This window comes from Shewanella sp. SW32 (genome assembly GCF_025653365.1).
Lineage (GTDB): Bacteria > Pseudomonadota > Gammaproteobacteria > Enterobacterales > Shewanellaceae > Shewanella > Shewanella oncorhynchi.
The window spans coordinates 63,481-84,685 of the sequence record NZ_JAKKSJ010000014.1 but is presented as its reverse complement, the minus strand read 5'-3'; the positions used below and the strand labels follow the sequence as shown (position 1 = coordinate 84,685).

19 protein-coding genes and 1 riboswitch are annotated in these 21,205 nt (G+C 44.1%); of the genes, 11 read left to right on the top strand and 8 right to left on the bottom strand.

All coding sequences use genetic code 11. From position 1 onward, the window contains the following. The first annotated feature begins 25 nt into the window (after positions 1-25). Together L5M28_RS10370 and L5M28_RS10365 are read left to right on the top strand one after the other, a co-directional pair. Positions 26-721, top strand: coding sequence for an MOSC domain-containing protein (locus tag L5M28_RS10370; protein ID WP_263196886.1), 696 nt, complete (start codon positions 26-28; stop codon positions 719-721). A gap of 36 nt (positions 722-757) precedes the next feature. Further along, complete coding sequence (locus L5M28_RS10365; RefSeq protein ID WP_105251079.1) at positions 758-1,114, top strand: DUF4870 domain-containing protein; 357 nt, start codon at positions 758-760, stop codon at positions 1,112-1,114. A 76-nt stretch (positions 1,115-1,190) separates the two neighbouring features. On the opposite strand, the gene L5M28_RS10360 is transcribed toward L5M28_RS10365, so the two are convergent. Continuing rightward, positions 1,191-3,107, bottom strand: coding sequence for a methyl-accepting chemotaxis protein (locus tag L5M28_RS10360; protein ID WP_263203266.1), 1,917 nt, complete (start codon positions 3,105-3,107; stop codon positions 1,191-1,193). 348 nt (positions 3,108-3,455) lie between these two features. Continuing rightward, a complete protein-coding gene (locus L5M28_RS10355; RefSeq protein ID WP_105251081.1) occupies positions 3,456-5,105 on the bottom strand; it encodes an electron transfer flavoprotein-ubiquinone oxidoreductase in 1,650 nt (549 codons plus the stop codon). Positions 5,106-5,352: 247 nt separating this feature from the next. Further along, positions 5,353-5,486, top strand: a riboswitch (molybdenum cofactor riboswitch). Between L5M28_RS10355 and moaA the strand changes: the two genes are divergently transcribed. The 7 genes from moaA to L5M28_RS10320 all read left to right on the top strand — a co-directional run bounded on the left by moaA (position 5,474) and on the right by L5M28_RS10320 (position 10,417). Continuing rightward, entirely contained in the window at positions 5,474-6,454 is a 981-nt protein-coding gene (gene moaA, locus L5M28_RS10350) for a GTP 3',8-cyclase MoaA (protein WP_263196892.1), read from the top strand. (Overlaps the previous riboswitch by 13 nt.) A 96-nt stretch (positions 6,455-6,550) precedes the next feature. Continuing rightward, a complete protein-coding gene (gene moaC, locus L5M28_RS10345) occupies positions 6,551-7,027 on the top strand; it encodes a cyclic pyranopterin monophosphate synthase MoaC (protein ID WP_006079755.1) in 477 nt (158 codons plus the stop codon). 23 nt (positions 7,028-7,050) lie between these two features. Then, positions 7,051-7,302 carry a molybdopterin synthase sulfur carrier subunit gene (gene moaD / locus L5M28_RS10340; RefSeq protein ID WP_006079756.1) on the top strand — a complete coding sequence of 84 codons (252 nt, stop codon included), beginning with the start codon at positions 7,051-7,053 and terminating at the stop codon, positions 7,300-7,302. A 1-nt stretch (position 7,303) separates the two neighbouring features. Continuing rightward, positions 7,304-7,771: a molybdopterin synthase catalytic subunit MoaE gene (moaE, locus tag L5M28_RS10335; protein ID WP_198572494.1), complete on the top strand. Its 468-nt coding sequence runs from the start codon at positions 7,304-7,306 to the stop codon at positions 7,769-7,771. Between the two features lie 78 nt (positions 7,772-7,849). After that, positions 7,850-8,653 (top strand): molybdate ABC transporter substrate-binding protein, encoded by an 804-nt coding sequence (gene modA, locus L5M28_RS10330; RefSeq protein ID WP_263196894.1) that lies wholly within the window; start codon positions 7,850-7,852, stop codon positions 8,651-8,653. Continuing rightward, a complete protein-coding gene (gene modB / locus L5M28_RS10325; protein ID WP_106648406.1) occupies positions 8,653-9,333 on the top strand; it encodes a molybdate ABC transporter permease subunit in 681 nt (226 codons plus the stop codon). The genes modA and modB overlap by 1 nt, the downstream gene beginning before the upstream one ends. After that, positions 9,314-10,417, top strand: coding sequence for an ABC transporter ATP-binding protein (locus tag L5M28_RS10320; RefSeq protein WP_263196896.1), 1,104 nt, complete (start codon positions 9,314-9,316; stop codon positions 10,415-10,417). Before modB ends, L5M28_RS10320 begins: the two co-directional genes overlap by 20 nt. Before the next feature lie 40 nt (positions 10,418-10,457). On the opposite strand, the gene L5M28_RS10315 is transcribed toward L5M28_RS10320, so the two are convergent. Continuing rightward, the gene (locus tag L5M28_RS10315) at positions 10,458-13,883 is read right to left on the bottom strand and encodes a response regulator (protein WP_263203265.1); all 3,426 of its coding nucleotides are present in this window, start codon (positions 13,881-13,883) and stop codon (positions 10,458-10,460) included. Positions 13,884-13,980: 97 nt separating this feature from the next. Here L5M28_RS10315 and L5M28_RS10310 point away from each other — a divergent pair, with 97 nt between their 5' ends. Then, positions 13,981-14,619, top strand: a complete 639-nt coding sequence (locus L5M28_RS10310; protein WP_263203263.1) for a response regulator transcription factor — start codon at positions 13,981-13,983, stop codon at positions 14,617-14,619. A gap of 2 nt (positions 14,620-14,621) precedes the next feature. On the opposite strand, the gene L5M28_RS10305 is transcribed toward L5M28_RS10310, so the two are convergent. The 4 genes from L5M28_RS10305 to L5M28_RS10290 all read right to left on the bottom strand — a co-directional run bounded on the left by L5M28_RS10305 (position 14,622) and on the right by L5M28_RS10290 (position 19,638). Beyond that, complete coding sequence (locus L5M28_RS10305) at positions 14,622-15,866, bottom strand: hypothetical protein (protein WP_263203260.1); 1,245 nt, start codon at positions 15,864-15,866, stop codon at positions 14,622-14,624. Then, positions 15,827-18,304 carry a fimbrial biogenesis outer membrane usher protein gene (locus L5M28_RS10300; RefSeq protein WP_263203259.1) on the bottom strand — a complete coding sequence of 826 codons (2,478 nt, stop codon included), beginning with the start codon at positions 18,302-18,304 and terminating at the stop codon, positions 15,827-15,829. Before L5M28_RS10300 ends, L5M28_RS10305 begins: the two co-directional genes overlap by 40 nt. Before the next feature lie 104 nt (positions 18,305-18,408). Continuing rightward, positions 18,409-18,897, bottom strand: a complete 489-nt coding sequence (locus tag L5M28_RS10295) for a CS1 type fimbrial major subunit (protein WP_168826436.1) — start codon at positions 18,895-18,897, stop codon at positions 18,409-18,411. 21 nt (positions 18,898-18,918) lie between these two features. Continuing rightward, on the bottom strand, positions 18,919-19,638 hold the full coding sequence (locus L5M28_RS10290) for a hypothetical protein (RefSeq protein WP_263203258.1): 720 nt from the start codon (positions 19,636-19,638) through the stop codon (positions 18,919-18,921). 228 nt (positions 19,639-19,866) lie between these two features. On the opposite strand from L5M28_RS10290, the gene L5M28_RS10285 reads away from it, so the two are divergent. Then, positions 19,867-20,607: an EAL domain-containing protein gene (locus L5M28_RS10285; RefSeq protein ID WP_028759552.1), complete on the top strand. Its 741-nt coding sequence runs from the start codon at positions 19,867-19,869 to the stop codon at positions 20,605-20,607. A gap of 38 nt (positions 20,608-20,645) precedes the next feature. On the opposite strand, the gene L5M28_RS10280 is transcribed toward L5M28_RS10285, so the two are convergent. Beyond that, positions 20,646-20,810: a hypothetical protein gene (locus L5M28_RS10280; protein ID WP_105251095.1), complete on the bottom strand. Its 165-nt coding sequence runs from the start codon at positions 20,808-20,810 to the stop codon at positions 20,646-20,648. Positions 20,811-21,205: the final 395 nt, after the last annotated feature.

Here is a 21,205-nt window from a genome sequence, read left to right as displayed (position 1 = left end):
ATAGGTCATTGATTTGGAGTTGCAGATGTCAAAGTTGTTGATTAATAAATTGTCTGGATTGTACTTAGGAACCCATCTTCAAGAAATGTCCGGTGTTGCTACGGGGATTGATGGTAAGCAAGCGGCTCAACAACTGTTAGTGCATATCGACCATGTTGAAGGGGACGCGCAGGCCGATCCAAAACACCATGGCGGCCTTGATCGCGTGCTACATCATTTCCCCCGCGAGCACTACGGCCAATATCGTCGTTGGGACTTAATCACCCAGCTCGAAGATGCGCCCAGCATGGGAGAGAACATTAGCACAGTTGGACTGAACGAAACTCAAGTCAATATTGGCGATATCTTGCAAATTGGCGCAGTAAAAGTGCAAGTGACTCAGCCGCGTTCACCTTGTTTTAAATTGAATCTGCAATTTGGTCACAGAGAATTCGCCCTCGCCATGCAGCAAAGCCAATTATGTGGTTGGTTTTATAGAATCTTAACCCCAGGGATTATTCAGTTAAACGATAGGATTGAATTAGTTGAGCGTCGTACTGATATCAGTGTTGCCGAGGCCATGTCACTCTATTTCTCGCCAACGTTTAATACCAGTGCCTATGATCGTTTAGCTTCCTGCGAGGGATTAGCGCTGAGTTGGGTTAATAGCCTACAACGCCGCTTAGCATTACAGACAGTAGAAGATTGGCAAATGCGTTTATATGGGCCGAGTGGAAAATAAGGCTTTATATTCAAAATGATAAAACAGGGATGACCTATGATTGAACCCGTTACAAAAAGTGATAAAGATTTTGGTTTACTGGTATACGCCTCAAGTTTTATTGGATACTTAGTGCCGTTGGGCTCTATTCTTGGTCCTTTGATCATTTGGCTGATGAAGCGTGAAGAGTCCGCATTTGTCGATCAATGTGGCCGTAGTTGTTTGAACTTTAAATTGAGCCTGTTGATTTATGTGATTATCAGTGGCGTATTAGCTTTGGTCGGCATTGGTTTCATCTTTTTAGCCATACTCGGCATATTCGATTTGGTGTGCACTGTGCTGGCGATTATTAAGGCCAGCGAAGGTAAAGTGTATCGCTATCCATTAACGATTAAATTTATTGCTATGGATTAATTACCTCTGCGAGTTAAAGAAAAACGCCTTAGATGGAAACATCTAAGGCGTTTTTTATGGCGTAAGTTTTAAGGTTTTACACCTTAAACTTGGCCACTAAGGTATCTAAGCGGTGTGACAGTTGATTCAAGGCTAAACTCGCCTGTGCCGCCGCTTGTGCAGTATTGGCAGTACGTTGAGTAATGTCATTGATTTCAGTGACGTTACGGTTGATGTCCTCCACAACTGTGGATTGTTCTTCCGTTGCCGCAGCAACTTGGATGTTCATGTCGCTGATAAGACCAATGCGAGCGCTAATGCCAATTAACGATTTGCTGGCTTCATCGACGGCCACAACGCCTTCGTGGGAGCGGGTACGACTCTGGGCCATCGCATTAACCGCGCGGCTGGCTTCCGATTGCAGCTTGTCGATCATGCCTTGCACTTCATTGGTCGATGCTGCTGTGCGTGAGGCTAAGTTACGCACTTCATCGGCTACGACAGCAAATCCGCGTCCAGCTTCGCCGGCACGTGCTGCTTCAATGGCCGCGTTGAGGGCTAACAAGTTAGTCTGCTCAGAGATAGCGCGGATCACATCTAAAATACCACCGATGGATTTAGTGTGGGTCGCGAGGGACTCAATCACTTCACCCACTTGGCCAACGTCTTTTGACAATTGGTTAATGGTATCGCGGGCACGGGTTACCACAACTTGGCCGCTGCTGGCTTCAGTATCTGCATCTCTGGCGGCAACCGCAGCTTGGGCGGCATTACTGGCAATTTCGTTAACCGTCGCGCCCATTTCATTAATGGCCGTTACCACCATCATAGTGCGATCTTTCTGCTCATGGCTGTCTTCTAAGGTTTGCTGTGCCTGATTCGACACATCCTTAGCGGAGAAACCGAGCTGTTCGCTGGTTTGCGCCACTTCGATGACCGAATCTTGGATCTTGCTGATAAAGCTGTTAAATCCCTTAGCGAGTTGCGCAATCTCATCTTCACCATTGACGGGTAAGCGTTGGCGTAAGTCACCTTCACCTTCGCCTATGTCGCGGAACATAGCGGCAACTTGGGCAATGGGACGACTCACAGATCCTGCAACAACGATGGCGAGTACAATAAAGCCCGCTGCAATGATCAGTGTCCAGATTAAGATCTGATAAGCCGCTTCGGTTAATAGCGCAAACACTTCGGCTTCTGGCACTTGTGCCACTAAGTACCAATCCATAGATGCGATATAACTACTGGCAACCAGCATGTTTTCGCCATTGATCTTGGTATTGATCAGATTGAAATCACCGCGGTTTAATAATGAGCTTGAACTTGCATCCTTGTATAAGTTGCTTAGGTTGCTCTTACCAATTTGGCTCGTATCTGGGTGGAGTTTCACTTCTCCCTTGGCATCCACTAAGTAAACAAATCCCGTTTCTTCAATCTTAAACGAGCTCAGCAAGCGCACCATATCATCGAGTGATTTAGCGAGCCCGACTAAGCCGCGACCATTAGGTTGCTGGTAGTTGATGAAGAGTTTGACTTCGCCGTTGGCCTCAGTGAATACGTTTAACATACGTTCTTGGCCACTGTCGCGGTAACCAAAAAACCAGCCATCCTGCGCAGGAGTGAGCACGCGCAAAAAACCATCTTGAGTGTAGTAGGCGGCAGTTTGTCTATCTGCGTAGGAAGCTTGCGCTAGCTTATACTGACGAGTGATGTCTTTGAGTTGGGCTACGACTTGGGTTTCTTGGGCCTGCGGTCTACCGTCTTCGAGCCATTGCAGTAACATGCGGCTACTGGCCAATTGCTCTGCAGCATTCATCAAAGTGGAAATGTCGAGATCGATCTTATTGCGAATTTGCATCATTAAGCTCGGTAATTCCGAACCTAACATCCTTTGTTGTACGACATTTTTCGCGCTACGTTGGCTTAATACGCCGACGAGTATGGTCGACAACAGTACTGCAAATGTCACTGTTAACAGAATTTTCTGCTTAATGGTGAGGTTATTAAATATCATAAATATCAATATGCCTGTGTTGGACTATTTTGAGTTATCGGTCAACGCACTCTTGTACGGTAAAAGATTATCGGACAGAAATGTTAAAAGTTAACCTTAGTCTAGGCCGATTGCCGAATAAAACAGCGTATAGAACACTTATTTGGCCTAACCTGTTGGTCTTGCTGTAGATCTAATTATGTAGAGTATAGATGGAAATGAGATGGTGATTGAAAACGAACTCTTTTTTGTGTGGCAATTGTGGCCAATGTCGCGAGTAAGGGCAAGCAAAAAAAGTGAACTATTCGTGTAAAAGGTGAAAAAAAGGCGCTCCATTGAGCGCCATTATTTACATTTATCATCCAAATGTTACATGTTGGGGTAGTTTGGACCACCACCGCCTTCCGGTGTAACCCAAGTGATGTTTTGGCTCGGATCTTTTATGTCGCAGGTTTTGCAATGAATGCAGTTTTGCGCATTGATTACAAACTTGGGTTGACCCGCCTCTTCGACGATTTCATACACGCCTGCTGGGCAGTAACGCTGTGCTGGCTCATTAAACTGAGTCAAGTTAATGCCCAGTGGAATGCTGCTGTCCTTGAGACGTAAATGGCAGGGCTGATCTTCCTCATGATAAGTGCTCGACAGATATACTGAGGACAGTTTATCGAAGCTAAGCTTGCCATCGGGTTTTGGATAATCAATCTTGCTGTAAGCGCTCACAGGTGCCATTTGCGCATAGTCTGGGTGCTCATCACGCAGTGTGATAGGGAACTTTCCGCCAAACCAGTTTTGATCTATATAGTTGAATGCGCCGCCTAAATAGGTACCAAATTTGTGCATTGCTGGACCAAAGTTACGGGATTTATGCAATTCTTCGTATAGCCAGCTTTCTTCAAGGTGGGTTTGGTAACAGTCGAGATCTTTACCGCCTTCAACCCCTGCCATCATGGCTTTGCCTAAGGTTTCTGCTGCAACAATCCCGCTCTTCATCGCAGTGTGAGTGCCTTTGATTTTAGCAAAGTTCAACGTACCCGCGTTGCAGCCTATGATAAGACCGCCAGGAAAACTCATCTTAGGTAGTGAGTTTAAGCCGCCTTTAGTAATCGCGCGGGCGCCATAACTAAGGCGTTCGCCACCCGTTAAATACTTAGCAATCACAGGGTGGGTTTTATAGCGCTGGAATTCGTCAAATGGGCTCAGATGCGGATTTTTGTAGTTCAAATCAATAATAAGGCCGACCGCAATTTGATTATCTTCCATGTGATAAAGGAAGCCGCCACCCGATGCGCCCTCGGTTAATGGCCAGCCACCTGTGTGAACGACTTTGCCTTGTTCGTGTTGCTCGGCGGGGACTTTCCAAATTTCTTTGAAGCCTAAACCGTAATGCTGTGGTGTTTTACCATTATCTAAATGGTATTTTTCGATAAGTTGCTTGCCTAAGTGGCCGCGGCAACCCTCGGAGAAAACGGTATATTTAGCATGCAGTTCCATGCCGGGCATAAAGCTGTCTTTGGGTTCGCCATCGGCACCCACTCCCATATCGCCAATCAAAATACCTTTAACGCTGTTATCGGCGTTAAATAGCAGTTCACTGGCGGCAAAGCCGGGGAATATTTCGACACCGAGTTCTTCTGCGCGATTGGCAAGCCAGCGGGACAGATTACCGACGCTGATAATAAAATTGCCGTCGTTGTGCATGGTTTTTGGCACAAAGGCATTGGGCATCACTCGGCCGTCGGTGGCGGAGCTGAGTAGGTAAATTTCGTCGTGGGTGACAGCGGTTTTTATTGGAGCATCTTTTTCGCGCCAGTCGCTGAATAGCTCGTCTAGCACTTTTGTCTCGAACACAGCGCCTGACAGAATATGCGCGCCCACTTCTGAGCCTTTTTCTACCACACAGACGGTAATTTCTTTACCTGAATCCTGTGATATTTGCATTAATCGACATGCCGTGGCCAAGCCAGCTGGACCAGCACCGACGATAACAACATCGAATTCCATTGATTCGCGTTCCATCAGTTCACCTCTTCCTTCACGTTTCCCCGATTTTTATCGAGTGTTGTAGTTTGTAAACGGGCGTTTTATTGCTTGCACCACCTTACCTGAAAATAAGATAAGGTCACAGTGGATTAAGCTGCAGTTTAGTCTAATTCAATACAAATCTTTAGGTGAGGACTGTCACAGATTATTCACGCTAGCGTGATCTAGGTTAATAAATACCTGTTTAGGGGTATAGCTAGTGAGTACTTTCGGCCTATAATCACCGACGACGGTTCTCCGAGCTTGCCTGCCTAAGTCGAAAGATATGGAGGTGTAGCCGTGGTAATAATGCCACCGGGGTGGGATAAGAAATGCTCTCACCTCCCACACTTGGAAAGGTGATCATGTCTCAATTACAAGACAGCTTTGGTCGAAAATTTCACTATTTACGGATGTCAGTCACTGACGTTTGTAACTTCAAATGCAGTTACTGCCTTCCTGATGGTTATCATCCTGAAGGTAAACCAAAATTCTTATCTCTCAATGAGATAGAAAACTTAGTCTCCGCATTTAGCCAAGTCGGCACCCAAAAAATCCGCATTACAGGCGGTGAACCTACCCTGCGTAAAGACTTTACCGACATCATTCGTGTCGTCGCTGATAACCCGCGCATTCATACTATTGCGACGACCACTAATGGATATCGACTCGAAAAGCATGCCAAAGAATGGTTCGATGCTGGCTTGCGTCGTATCAATGTGTCCGTGGATAGTTTAGATCCCAAAATGTTTTACCAGATCACCGGCGAAAATAAGTTTGATGAAGTGATGCGGGGGATTGATGCCGCCTTGTCGGCAGGTTTCGAGCGAGTAAAAATCAACGCCGTACTGCTTAAAGGCTTAAACGATAAAGATTTGTCACGTTTTTTACACTGGATTAAACACACGCCAATCGACCTGCGTTTTATCGAGCTGATGGAAACGGGTCTTGGTCGTGAGTATTTTGAAGCCCATCACCTAGCGGGCGCCGACATCAAAGCACAGTTACTGGCAGATGGTTGGCAATTAGATACGCCAAGTGCCTCCGATGGTCCAGCCCAAAATTTCAGCCGCAGCGATTATCAGGGCCGTATCGGCTTGATCATGCCCTATGCCAATAATTTTTGTGCTACCTGTAACCGTTTACGGGTATCTGCTAAGGGTAAATTGCACTTGTGCCTCTTTACGGAATCCGGTGTCGATTTACGTGATCTGCTACAGCATTCTAACCAGCAAGCGGAATTAATTGAGCGTCTGCACGGTCAATTAGCCCAGAAGAAAGAAACCCATTACTTGCATCAAGGCATCACAGGTGTCACTCAGCATCTTGCCTCTATTGGCGGCTAGACCTGATTTTAGGTCTGTTGCCATAGCCAATTTAGCGCGAGTATAAGCTCAATTTCCCTTGTACCCTGTTTTGACCTCAATTAAAGGATCGCTCCAATGAGCAATGTATTTACTCATATTAATGCCGATGGCAATGCCCATATGGTCGATGTAACTGAAAAAGCCGTTACCGAGCGCGAAGCCCGTGCAGAAGCTTTTATCGAGATGGCGAGCACGACACTCGAGATGATCATGAGTGGTAGCCACCACAAGGGTGATGTGTTTGCGACCGCGCGTATTGCGGGCATTCAAGCTGCGAAAAAAACCTCAGATCTTATCCCTCTCTGCCATCCGCTGATGCTAACGAAAGTTGAAGTCGATTTAGAGGCACAACCTGAACATAACCGCGTGCGTATTACTAGCCTGTGCAAGTTATCCGGCAAAACGGGCGTAGAGATGGAAGCGTTAACTGCGGCTTCAGTGGCGGCGTTAACTATCTATGACATGTGCAAGGCCGTGCAAAAAGATATGGTGATCTCCCAAGTCCGTCTGTTGGAAAAGCGTGGCGGCAAGTCGGGACATTTTAAGGTTTAGCAGATCAAAAACGAGAGAAGACTATGATTAACGTGTTGTTTTTTGCTCAAGTTCGAGAATTGTTGGGCACAGCTAAATTAAGCCTAGAGGCGAGCGAGCAGACACAAACTGCCGAAGCATTACGGGCAACGCTGGCGGCAACCGACGACAAATGGGCTAAAGTATTAACCTCTGACAAATTGCTGGTGGCGGTAAATCAGACCATTAGCCAATGGGATACACCTGTAAACGATGGTGATGAAGTCGCCTTTTTCCCACCGGTTACAGGAGGTTAATATGCGTTTATTACCTGCAGTTCGAGTGCAAGAGGTCGATTTTAGTGTTTCTGACGAATATCGCCAGCTAGCTCAAGATGATAGCGATGGTGCCGTAGTCACTTTTGTCGGCAAAGTGCGTGATTTTAACGATGGTGCCGTGGTGACAGATTTAACCTTAGAGCACTATCCGGGTATGACCGAAGCCGTGTTAGAACAAATCGTTGCCGAGGCGCGTAGCCGCTGGCCGCTCAATAAAGTGACGGTTATTCACCGTGTCGGTACTATGGCTCTGGGTGAGCAGATTGTGTTTATCGGCGTAACCAGCGCCCATCGCAAGGCCGCTTTTGCTGCCTGTGAATTCTTAATCGACTTTTTAAAAACCAAAGCGCCATTCTGGAAATTAGAAGCGGGCGAGCAAGGTAAAAGTTGGGTTGAAGCGAAAGATGCCGATGAACAAGCGGCTAAGTTATGGCAACACAAAGACTAGTCGTGTGACAGATAACTCGTAGTCGCAACGCAGCTTGCCAGTTTAAGACCCGCGCGAATATTGCACTAAGGTGACCCAATGCAGAGTTTGACCCGTTTCTTTCATACCTGTGTTTTTGCATTACTCTGGTGCTTGGCGGTCGCGCCATCTAGCAGTCGAGCGGCGGATAATACAGCGATTCCCGCAATTGCCGCTGCCTCTGATTTACGTTTTGCCCTCGATGATATTAGCCAAAAATTTACCAATGAAACTGGGCTAAAAGTAAAAATATCCTATGGGTCATCGGGCAATTTTGCTACTCAAATCCAAAATGGGGCGCCCTATGAATTATTTTTATCTGCGGATGAAAAATATATTCAGCAATTGCACAGTGCTGGCGTTGCCCGTGATGCTGGCGTTCTTTATGCCCAAGGGCAACTCGCTATTGTTGTACCTAAAACCGGTCGTTTGTCCGTTGATCCTGAACTTAAGGGGTTAGCCGAAGCACTCGCTGCAGGAAAAATTACCCGTTTTGCTATTGCTAATCCTGATCACGCTCCCTATGGCGAAAAGGCCAAAGAAGCATTGCAGTTTGTGCAGTTGTGGGATGCGATTCAACCTAAATTGATCCTTGGGGAAAATGTGTCCCAAGCAGGGCAGTTTGCGATTAGTGGTTCAACCCAGGGCGGGATTATTGCGCTCTCTTTAGCTATGTCTCCTACTTTTGCCAAACATAGTGATTACGCCATAGTGCCAGCAAAAATGCATAGCCCACTGTTTCAGCGTATGGCATTAATGGCCAAGGCGGGTGAAACAGCTCAGCATTTTTACGATTATTTAAGAGCCGATAGTGCCCGTCGTGTTTTGGCCGATTATGGTTTTTCATTGCCAGAGCAACCATGATGGATTGGCAGGCACTTTGGTTATCGGTCAAGCTGAGTGGAATCACAGTTTTAGTGTTGATTCCTTTAGCTATTTTGGCTGGACGGGCATTAGCCTATCGTCAATTTGTCGGCAAGTCTTGGGTCGAGGCGCTGATCATGGTGCCCTTAGTATTACCGCCGACTGTGATTGGTTATTACTTGCTGGTGGGGCTTGGCAGTCAAAGTTGGCTCGGACAATGGATTGAGCAAGTCATGGGTCAGCAACTGGTGTTTCACTTTTCAGGTCTGGTTATCGCCTCCGTTTTAGTCAATATTCCCTTCGCTGTGCAGCCGATACAACGCGCATTCGAAGCTGTGCCGAATGATGTTCGCGACGCAGCGGCTTGTTGCGGCATGAGTCGACTTAAAATTCTACTTAAAATTGAATTGCCTATGGTGTGGCCGGGTGTGCTAACGGCATTAGTTCTGTGCTTCTCCCATGTGCTTGGGGAGTTTGGCGTTGTGCTGATGATGGGCGGCAATATTGCTGGCGAGACCAAGACGATTTCGATTGCAATTTATGACAGTGTGCAATCATTCGATTTTAATGCTGCTGGCACTATGTCATTAGTCTTATTGCTGTTTGCCGTGACGGCGTTAGCACTAACAACCAGTCTATCGCGGCGTTTAGGAGGTCAGCGTGGCGCAAATCATCGCTGATCTGCAGTGTCAGATCCAAAATCATAAACACATTAAACTCAACGCCGATTTCCGCTGTAAAGCGGGTGAAGTACTTGCTGTGGTCGGGCCGTCTGGCGGTGGAAAAACCACACTGCTACGGATGATCGCTGGGTTAAATCATCCCGATACGGGACAAATCCACTTTGGCGATCGGCCTTGGTTTGATGATAAAGCGCGTATCGCCTTAAGCCCGCAGCAACGCCATATCGGTTATATGCCGCAGCATTTTGGCTTATTTCCGAATCTCACTGCCTTAGAAAACGTAGTCGCTGGACTTGACCATATCCCCAAATTGGAGCGCATACCGCGCGCGAAAGATTGGCTCGAACGGGTCAATCTACAGGGATTACCTGATAGATTACCGGCGCATTTATCGGGCGGCCAACGCCAGCGCGTTGCGCTTGCCAGAGCGCTTGCCCGCGAACCGTCGGTTTTGTTGCTGGATGAGCCTTTTTCTGCGGTGGACAGGGAAACTCGCGAGCGTTTATACCTTGAGCTTGCGCGCCTCAAAGAACAGTTACTTTGCCCAGTGATTATGGTCACCCACGACTTAAATGAAGCCTTACTGCTGGCTGATTCGATGATTTTGATCAGCCAAGGCAAGATGCTACAGCAAGGTGCACCTTTCGAGGTGTTATCGCGGCCACGAAATGAAGCTGTGGCTAGGCAGATGGGGCTAAGAAATATTTTTGATGGTGAAGTGGTATTTCAAGACTGCACTAAAAATCTCACTTGGCTTAAATTTGGCGAGCAGTTAATTGCCTGCGACTATGGCAAAGATCGCCCTGTGGGAAGTCGAGTCCGTTGGGTTATCCCCAATCAAGGTATTCGTTTTAATTCGATTTCCAAAGGGCGTTTATGCCGCAGTTTTAATAAATTAGATGTCACGATCGACGCTATGCTGGTGATGGGCGAATCCGTTCGGCTTATCTGCTACGTCACTGGCACCCCGTTACAACTTAACACCGAAGTCTCGCTGCATTTTGCCCAAAAGCTTGCTCTTACTAAGGGGATGCAAACTACGGTGGCACTCAAATCCGAACAAATTCATATTTTGGAATAGCTTAGTCCACCATGATAACTTTGAGTAAACCTGCCACCATTTAGGTGCGATTTCGCATTATCGCGTCTAGCTCAGTTATCAATTGGGCTATTGTTGTTTGAAATTGAGCCAATTCCGCTTCAGCATTATTATTTCCCTGTTGCCTCATTTTTTCTTCGAGTATCCAAGCGTGCTCTGCTATTGATGTGAGTCCTAACATACTGATAGTTCCCGCACATCTATGGATCTTATCCGCAAGTTGAGGTGCTTTAAGTTGAATATCCTGAAGTGAGATTTCGAGCTCAGTTTTAAACATTAATAACATTTTGCTTAATGTCTCTTCGCGACCAAAGGCATCCTCTAATATTTTTATATCGATAAGTGCTGGTTTTGCAGACGGTAGCCATTTCAAAAGCATTTCATACAGCTCATCTAAGTGCAGTGGTTTTGCCAGTAAGTCATCCATCCCAACTGCCATGCACTTTTGTTTTTGCTCATTTAGCACGTTGGCCGTGAGTGCGATGATGGGAATATGTTGCCCCTCGATTTCCTGCGATCTCACTTGTTGGCAAAAAGTGTAGCCATCCATCACTGGCATGCGGCAATCGCATAACACTAAGTCATATTGAGTCTTTTGCATGAGGGCGAGCGCTTGGGCACCGTTATCTGCAATATCACATGTTAGGCGTAACTGTTTCAGCTGTCGCTGCACCAATATCTGATTAAGTTGATGATCTTCAACTAATAATATTTTGCATTCTGGCCAGTTAAACTTAAATTGAATATCCCTTTGCGGGGTTGAGACAATAGTATCAATCCACCCCATGTTGATGTAACACACATCCTTCACAGCCTGTGATGTTAAGGGGTTAGCATTCAATAAACATTGCTCATTTTGATATCTATAACCCAGTGCTTCATTAAAGTGAGTGCAGAGTATGTGTTGCCGATCATCCGAAGCATTATCAGTAAACAACAGGTCTGCATTGGCTTTATTCTCTGTTAATACAATGCCTAATGAAGCTAAATGCCAAGATAAAGTGTGACGTAATTTTATATCGCCGATGGCGATATATGCTTTTAATCCCTGCAATTGTTCATCAAATTCATTCTGAGCCACTACAGGTAAGCGAATGCGTAAACCAATAAATGTGCCTAAATGAGGGGCGCTATTCAGGATAATGTCGCCGCCCATCATTTCGGCGAGTGTATGGCTAATAGCAAGGCCCAAACCTGCACCACCATAGCTACGTGTTGTCGAGACATCAGCTTGCTCAAAAATATTGAATATTCGCGCTTGAGTCTCAGTGTTCATGCCGATACCCGTATCTTGTACGCCAATGAGCAGTAATTGTTGACCTTCTTGTTCGGCTTCAAGCTTGACTGAGACTTCAATAAACCCGCGTTCAGTGAATTTAATGGCGTTATTTACCCAGTTGAATAGGATTTGCTTTATGCGAAGGCTGTCTCCTGTTACCCGTGCTGCTACGCCTTGGTCAACGTGTAAGTAGAGGCTTAAGCCTTTAGTGCGTAAATCATTCATGACCATATTAAGCGTACTATCGAGAACTTCACGCAATAGTATTGGTGTTGATTCCAGACGCATTTTTCCCATGTCTATTTTAGAGAAATCGAGAATGTTATTAATGATCTGGAGGATTTCTTCCGCACCATTGCTAATGATTTGCACCATTTGTTTTTGTTCTATACCAAGAGGGGTAAAGCTGAGTTGCTCTGCCATACCCACGAGCCCATTCATGGGCGTGCGGATCTCATGGCTCATGGCTGCGAGAAATTCAGCTTTTCTTTTAGTGGCTTGCTCGGCGTTTTCTTTTGCGATGGCTAGAGCATTTTCGACGATGCGCCGTTTATTGATTTCTTGCCTGAGTTTTAAATAGGCTATGGTTAAGCCGCCAATGAAAAGTAGTAACCCTATCGCAATCGGCAGTAGTGTTTTGAGTAAGGTGTGCCAAGAGATGCCTTCGCTGTAATTTACGGCTAGCCAAGTATTGCGGATCTGCTGTTTTTCTTTCTCACTCATACTGGAGAAAACACGGTTAATTAATGGGATAAGTGGCCAATAAGGTTCACGAACGGCAACAGCGAGTTCATCTTTATAAGGCGTTGGTGCCGCTACTCGTAATTCATCGTCAAATTTGTCGTCGATAAGCATAGTCACAACGGCCAAATTACCTATGTAAGCTGCTGCTTTGCCCTTTGCTACTAAGGTCAGGCCCTCGTCGGGATTGGCTGAAACTACAACATCGATATTCGGATAGGCTTTTTTAATGTTTGGCAGCAGTAGATTATCTGTGATGACCACGCGTTGAAAGTTCAGTTCTGACAGCCCCGCGATTCGCGGACTGTTGCGGGCAGTGGCTATAACAATAGGGAAAGACGTAAACACTTCGCTCATGTGCCAGTCTGGATATTGTGCTTTCAATCGCGTGGGAATAATGGCGAGATCAATCTCATGGTTAACGAGTGCGCTTTGAATTTCATCCCACGTTCTGGTTTTTTGCGCCGCATAATCTAGCCCTAGTTTTTCTCTAAATTGCTCAAGGTAATCAGCAATTAAACCAACCAAGATGCCGTTATTGTTAACCGAAGAGAATGGCATCCAATGACTTACAAATCCGACTCTGAGTGAAGGTAAACCTGCCAGCCATTCGCGTTCATTGGGTCTAAGTAGAAAATTACTGTGGCCTAAAAAATGAAGATCACCCATACCTAGCCAAGTCACTTCGAGAGCATTGCGCTCTTCTACACTCAGAGCCATTAAGGCGTTATCGAGTTGTGTTACAAGCAGGCTATTGTTCTTCGTGATCCCTAAATGTAAGTTTTCCATCATCAGGGGGGCTTGGGCAACGATAAGAAGTTCAGGGTGTGCACTAATGTATTGGTTTGCAACATGAAGATTACCTATATAGGCATCGGTCGTTTTATCAATGATGGAGGAAAGTGCTTGTTCTGTATTAGAAAATGTTACTTCTGTTACGGTTGGATAATGCAGTTTGACTAATTTCTCCGTCGAGAATCCTTTTTCAACGGCGATCCGAGCTTGGCCAAATTCACTCACATCGCGAAAAAATCGGCTGTCATAACGAATAACGACAACAGTAGGGGAGGTGTAGTATGAGCGGCTAAACATAAGGCATTGAGTGCGCTCTGTGGTACGAAAAGCGTCAAGCAAGACATCGACTTCCCCATTACAGCCAGCAGAATAGAGGCTCATCCAATTGGGATAAACCTTCCAGTCTATTTGGTAATTAAGATTTTTGGTGAGCAGTTGTATGAGTTCGACACTAAATCCCGTTGTTATCTGGTCATTAATTTGTTGAAAAGGTCCCCAGCCATTGGCGAGTACGCCTACTCTAATGGTTGTGGTTTTGGGCTGTTCGGCATGAGTGATAAAAGTCATGCATAGCAGGGATAAGCAACTGAAGATGCAAAGAAGTTGGTAACGCAATTTTTGAGTCGCACTCATCTCTATGACCAAAGTGTATTAAGTCTCGAAAAAAACACCGATGCCAAGTAGTATAGATAAGGCATCCATAAGTTCACATTATCACGAGGAGTTATATATGGCTTTTAAGATCATCCTTGCCGACGATCACCCTATTATACTCACTGGCGTGCGTAGTTTAATGGCTGAAATGCAGCCAAGTTGTGACATTGTTGCTGAAGCAAATAATGTTTCCGAATTATGGCGTACATTAGAACAACATGAATGTGACTTATTGATCACAGACTTTAGTATGCCTAATGATGACAATGTCGATGGTATGGCCATGATTAAACAGCTAAGACGAAAATATCCAAATTTACCCATAATAGTGTTGACTCAAGTACATAATTTAGGTGTATTACAAGCGCTGTTACAGATTGGAATACAAGGCTTATTATTAAAAAAATCAGTCATTGCCGAATTAGAAAAAACAGTTAAAAAAGTATTGTTAGGCTCTGTTTACATTGGCGAAACCGTCCGTGAATTATTAAATGAACAAGGTATTAATCAATATGCCATCCCAGTTGAACTTTCACTGAAAGAAATAGAAGTGGTACGTTTACTGGCAAATGGTATGTCAGTGACTCAAGTTGCCAGTTATTTACACCGCAGTGTAAAAACCATTAGCACACAAAAAACCAATGCGATGCAAAAACTCGGTTTAAAGAGTGACAGTGAGTTGTTTCATTATGCACAGCAACAGGGATTGTTTTAATGTTAAAGTGGAGGGATTTTAGCCTCGAACATAATCGTCACATCCCCTTGGTAAGTGCTTCCTGGATATTTCATCATTTCAGTTAAGTTGGTTTTGCTAATTTCAAACAATAGCTTTCTTGCAACATTAATATATGTTCCATCTGTATTTGTAAAGTTGTACTTTGATGTTGATAGCAGTATTGATGTTCCTTCACCATTGATATAGCTGATTTCAATATTTGTTTTGTGACTGTTTTTAATATTTTTAAGTTGGCACTGGCCATTGTTTTGATATTGGCAATAACTCAATGAAACATCAAATGGTGCGCTAAACCAAAGCTTAAACGGTAATTCAGCCTTCAAGTTTTGGGGGGCTTTTCCACTATTCATCCATGGTGCCCAGCCTTTGGGTGGTTGTAATATCACTTTATTGCTACCAGCAGGGAACTCAACCTTAAGTTGATGCGTGACCCTTAAACTAAATTCTATGGTTACGTTTGAGTCTGAATAGGTTGCATCACCAAAGTCGAGATCTTTATTGCGTCCAAGGCTCAACGTTAAACTGCCCTTATAGGTGCCATTTTCCATTTTTAAAGGATCGGGAGGTTGCAGTTTATAGCCAATATAAATCCTTTGGATGGTAATGTGTTTTGAGGTGAATGTAGTTTTAAATATATTATTGTAACAAATCCCACCTGATTTTTGGTTAGCATTCTTTATATCATAGAAATATTCAAATCTACTTGGGCTAGCCCAAGTTTCTTGTCTAAAACTACAATCTCCCTGCACAGTTTTCTCTAGCCAAAGTGTCCCGTTTGTGCCAGCTTCTCTTATAATATTTGGCATTTGAGTTGCGCCAATTTGCGTTAATTTAAACTTCATTTTATGGACGTTGCCACTTCCCGTTTTAGTTAACTCTACGGTCTTTTCGCCGGTAAATTTCTGATAGGTAATGGCATGTTCCAATTTATCATCATTGCTGACGAGTCGTGAGGTCATCTTTATTGGTATATTTATAGCCTGCTCTTTTTCTAATGAGGCAGTGCCGTTACACCAGAATCCTTCCGCTTGCCATTCTACTGAACATGGTGTCGTGTTAATAAACTTACTGCCATTAATATCATAGGGCGCAGGTTTATATTCAGCAGTAACCTGAATGGTGGCGGCTTGTGTTAATGGGCTGAGTAGTAGATATCCCATCAAAGTATATAAAGCGTAACGATAATTCACTTGGCTAGGTTCTCTGTTAATGTTTGTTGTGCCCATGTTTGGGCATTACAAGTGATATTGCCTAATAGCAATAGATTCTGTTCACGTTTAACTCGGTGTAAATCGAGTTCAAGGTTGCACTCTTGTATACCTTGATACTCCACTTGTAAGCTCGGATGGTGTTCACTCATTTCAACGGCAAAAAAGCCATCGGTCTCACTCAAGCTGCGTCCCGCATGGTTGGCGATAAGCGCGCCTTTAAGCGGCAATCCCTGTTGATTCACTAAGCGGCCAATCACAGTAACAGTCTTCATGACTCTGATTTGTTGGTAACTGACGCCTCCCTTATTGAGGTGGTAATGCAATACGCTCGGTTGGATGACTGAAGGTGTGTCATCAAAGTCCTGTATGGCGAGTTGTACGCTACCACTGCGATAGGCGGTCACTGGCACTAAGTTGCGCCCAGGCTTTAAGGTGACACTGCCACCGTGCTCATCTTCTGCTTGTAAAATGATGTCTGGGGTATCAGCCATGACATCGATTATCATGCCCGCATCGTGGTTTTGGCTTTGGCCTGAGATGCTGAGTTCACCCTGTTGCCCTAGTGCAACCATACTATCGAGGTTGATACCGCCGGTGATGCCGCTGTTATAGGACGATGACTGTGCATAGGCATCCCCGCTAACAATATTGTTGCTAAAGCGGCTATTGGCGGTTGCGCCAACACCATAGCTATCCGTGTTTAGTCCCATCCCTATGGTTTCAATGCCACGCCAGTTTAGTTGCTGTTGGTAATCAACATAGGCATGCTGTTCTTGCCCGCCAGAACGTGAAGTTCTGCTGCCTAAGCCACCACCCATTCGCCGCGTTTGATCGCCTAAGTTCATACTGAAATAAAGTGCTCCGCCTTGGTCGCGCTGGCCTGAAGTGTTAATGCTGCTGGGACGATCGAACGCATTTAAACTCCAGCTCATTTGGCGTCCCCAGAGTTTGCCGCTGTACTGCCAACCTAAGTCAATGCCTTGACCTTGCTCAGATTGATGTGACAAATAGGCCGAAACAGAGTGACCTCTCCCTAGGTTATGTTGCAGAGATGCACTCGTCTTTTGGGGATTAGAATTCGTGATATCACTGCTTTGCGATTGGCTGAGTTGTTGCTGATGGCTGAGTACAAAGCTGCCGTGTCTATAGCTATAAACTGCTTGCAAATCAAAATCGCTGCCCTGTTGTTCATTCATCACCCAATTACCCAAAAAGCGCAGTTGTTGGTTCCAGTCCCAATCAGCCGAAACGCTGTAGTGCCAACCTTTATCCATAAATTGAGCCGCAGCGCCAAGGATGATCGCCGGTGTTAATAAGTAGTTTGCGAGTACCCCCGTGCTGAGTCCGCGTCTGCTTTCATCATCCCAATTCGTTATTTCTTGTAACTTTTCTCCAGCAAACAAGTTCACCCGAAAGGGTTCTTCAGTGTTTTGCCATTGAATGGGTTTGTTAATGATTTCTCGACGACGTTCAGTGACTTGGCCATCTTCTAGAATCCGAATTTCAACTTCATATATGCCAGATGGTAATACTTTAGTATCAATGGCTTGTAAGCCTGCGTTAATCTGTTGCGAGTTGATCAATTGCCCATTTTGGTAGATTTCTACCACACCTGCACGATTCGGAGTGACATAAATGGGTGTGGCACTGGCATAGGCTTGATCGACCAATAACTGATTAGAGTCACCCAACATCACGCCCATCACAGCTTGTGAGCTGCCGCTATAAATGATGGGCTGACGAACTAAACCTTGGGCATAAGGGGAGAAATACCCGAGTCGATAGAAGTGTCCTTCGTTTTGACGTTCTGTATACAACTGTTGAATAGTCGAGTTGAGTGTCTCTTCATTATTTTGAGTGACTTCACCTTCAAGCAGTGTGGTCCACTGGCCTAAACTTGCTTGGGCTTGCAAATTATAACGGCCTGCGTAATCGCTCTCATTGGATTGACTCCAATTGAGTTGTTGTCGAAATAGCGCGCCGTAGCTTCCCTGTTCAGGCAAGGCATAGTAGTGCGAGCTTGATGGCTGCTTTTCGATATTGGCCGTTAAAATAGATAATTGAGAGTTCTCCAAATTATATTCAATCGCTAATATGCCGCCCTGACAGCCTTTTGGGCACAAACCCAACTTATGTTTTTGGTTTAATTGTGTTACCCATAATTGTTGCTGACGTTCGTCAAGATCGCTTTCTCTCACGTCAATGAGTTTTAATAGTTGTACACTGGTATCGAGTCCTAACACTATTTCACCTTCGCCAAGAAATTTATTATCGATGGTGATTCTTACTGTTAATGGGGCATTGAAAAAATGCTCAGAAAATCCATCAGGCAAGTCTTGATATTGTTTTAGCAGCTTGAGCGAGTCCGATGGCGTGTTATTCGCCAAAGAGCAAGAGCTAAAGATTAGCGTTGCGATCAGAATCGTCAGAATCGTCAGGATCAAAGATGACAAGTGTGTTGCCTCATATCGAAAAAATGAAAAGCATGAGTCGTTAACTTGAAAATTAATAAAGCTCCCTTCGCGGGAGCTTTTTTGAAATTTAACTTAATAAATCTCTATGGTTTTTTAATTGGCGCTTCCGATTCGAAAATCATATTGACCATGCCTTGGTAGTTACCTGCTACATAGCCGCTTGCTGGCGCAGTAGGAATGATCTCTAGTGCAAGGGTTTTACCCGTTTTAGCATTGTCGACATCGACTAATTCAGTCGCAGATGTCTTCAGTTCAATACCGCCCACTTTAACTGTTAGTGCAATATTATCATTGCCACTGGCGATAATGGCTGGGTTTGATAAGTAACCCGTAATAGCACCAATAGTACTTTTAACTTCTAGTTGCTTATTTAATTGATCTAGCTTTTTTGTATGGGCGTTATATGCTAACTTTTGCTGGCTGTTGATCCAGTTATCATTGCCTGTTGGTTGCACAAAAAAGTTCTCTGACGGAATTTGTGCAATCACAGTGACTTGATGTTCAATCTTTTCAGCCGCAAATGAGTTCATGGCCACTAATAAGGTTATTGGGGCCGCTTTCCATATTTTCATTACAGTCTCCTTTAGGATGCATTAGTTACCAATAACTATGCTTTTGGTTTTATCACCTTCAATCAATTGAAAGTGATAGCTTTCGTTACTATTTTTTACCAGTTGTTTTTTTGAACTGGGTAAGATGTGCAATTTGGTCGCTGTGGAACACTCTTTGGTTTTTTTGTTACATGATTCAAAAAAATCTAAAATGATAGTCGTATTCCCGTTATTTTTTATTTCTGCGCTATTTGTGTCTTCCGTTATTTCAGTTGAGTATTTAGGTTCTTCTGGGGTGATAAATAAAAATGCCCCATAACCTGTTAGTATTTGTATTCCGGCAGTGAGTTTTTCACGCGTTTGTTCAGTTTTTTGCTCATCAAATCCATCATTGTTTTTTGGCTGCACTGGTACAAAGCGAACTCTAAAGTAACGTTCTGTGTCTTTTTTATCTAAGAATAACAATCTCGTTGCTTGTACTCCCTTGGCTGGGATAATTAAGCGAGACGGGCTTGCTATCAAGGCGCGGTTTTCTGCGTCTTGTTCAGGCACTTCATAGGGCAGGCCATGTTCATCATATTTTATTTCGTTAATCGATATTTTAATAAATGCGGTTGAATCGCCCATGTTCATTATTTTTTTCAAATAAGTGGTTTTATTGCTAGGCATATAGTCAAATAAGGTTCCTATGCTTATTTCTGCCGCAGCATAAACTTGAGAGCTATAAAAAATAATACCAAAAAGCGCTAAATATAATCGCATTATTATTGAGTTACCTTGTATTGAGTTGTCTTGATTTCATTTTTGGTTGATGTTGCTGTTAGATTGGAACAACATTTTAGCTGTATTTTATATGGGTGATTTTTATGCGTTAATAGGAATAGTCCTATAATAAAGTGCAGTGATTTTTTGTTTTTAGGATTTATCTGATAGAAGCGAGTGCCAATTTAGTTAAAATGAGTCAGATATATTAATATTCTGTAGGTATCTATGCTGTCAGTTAAGCGTAAAAAAGTGAGTGAAGATATTGCAAGCTGCATTATGTCTGATGTGGTTATGCCTTTTTATCAGCCTATTATCGGGGTTGATAAAACCGTTATAGGATATGAAGCACTTGCACGCCGTTGGGATGCCAAGTGTCATGCATATACAGGTATTGATTTTTTATTGTTAGATAAAAATGCTTCTTTGCATATTGATATATGGATGTTGAGGTCGATTATCAAAGACTTACCTCGATTAGCCGATCAAGGCGTTGGCATACTGTCCATTAATTTAAATCCTATGCCATACAGTGTGACTTACCAAAATTTATTACAAATGCTGTTGCTTCAAGCAAAAGTGCTGTGCATCAAAATTTGGTTTGAAGTGTTAGAACACACTTTATTAGATGATAAACAGCATGAATTGATTGAAATGTTACGGGCACGAGGAGCCAGCATAGTACTGGATGATTTTGGCACCCAAGAATGTAATTTCTTGCGTATGATGGTATTGCCCTATGATGTCATCAAGTTAGACCGTTCCCTTTTGCTGCAAGCTTGTCGCTCTTCACATTCAATGCGTATGTTGACGAGCTTAGTTGAGTATTTACAGCGATTAGGAATGCAGGTTGTTTGTGAAGGTGTGGAGACTTTGACGCACATTGATGTGGCAACCTTATTGGGATGTGATTATCAACAGGGGTATGCCCATGCTATGCCTGCGCCGATTTCACACTGGGATAGTTAGGACGAATCACGCACTAGTTGCAAATTAACTGAGGCTGTTTATTTCGTTTTTCGCTTACCGAGTAATCCAATCCAAAATGTCCCTTCCAATAGCATGCCTAAGATGATGAACACCAATGCACTGGTGGCGCTGCCATAGGCATAAGCGCTTAATGCTGCTATTAATAACAAGCTTAAGCTTATCCATCGTATGACTGGTTTCATTTGCGCTCCGATTTAAAAATACCGTTACCTGACACTAAGTTATCTGACTTTAGTCGAGGGCGATTTATTTGCCAATCCCACTTTTTAATGACACAGATAGACTAAAATAACCGCTAAAATTCAATCCTCTTGATTCTAAATGGCGAAATTGAGGGTTATCACTGAAAATGTCATGTTTAAAAATCCTCAGATGATCAAAGCTTAATCTTGTTTCCATCGGTGTTTAAGCTGGTATTAGGTAGACTTAACACATTAGCCACAAAATGATTTCGTGTTTGGCTTATCAGCGATTTAGGTTCTGTTGACGTTGGATTTCAGATCAATTGATGGCCGAACCTGAGTTAACGCTGACACAGTGTGATTCTATATCCAGTGGTAAATTGTGAGGGATTAGC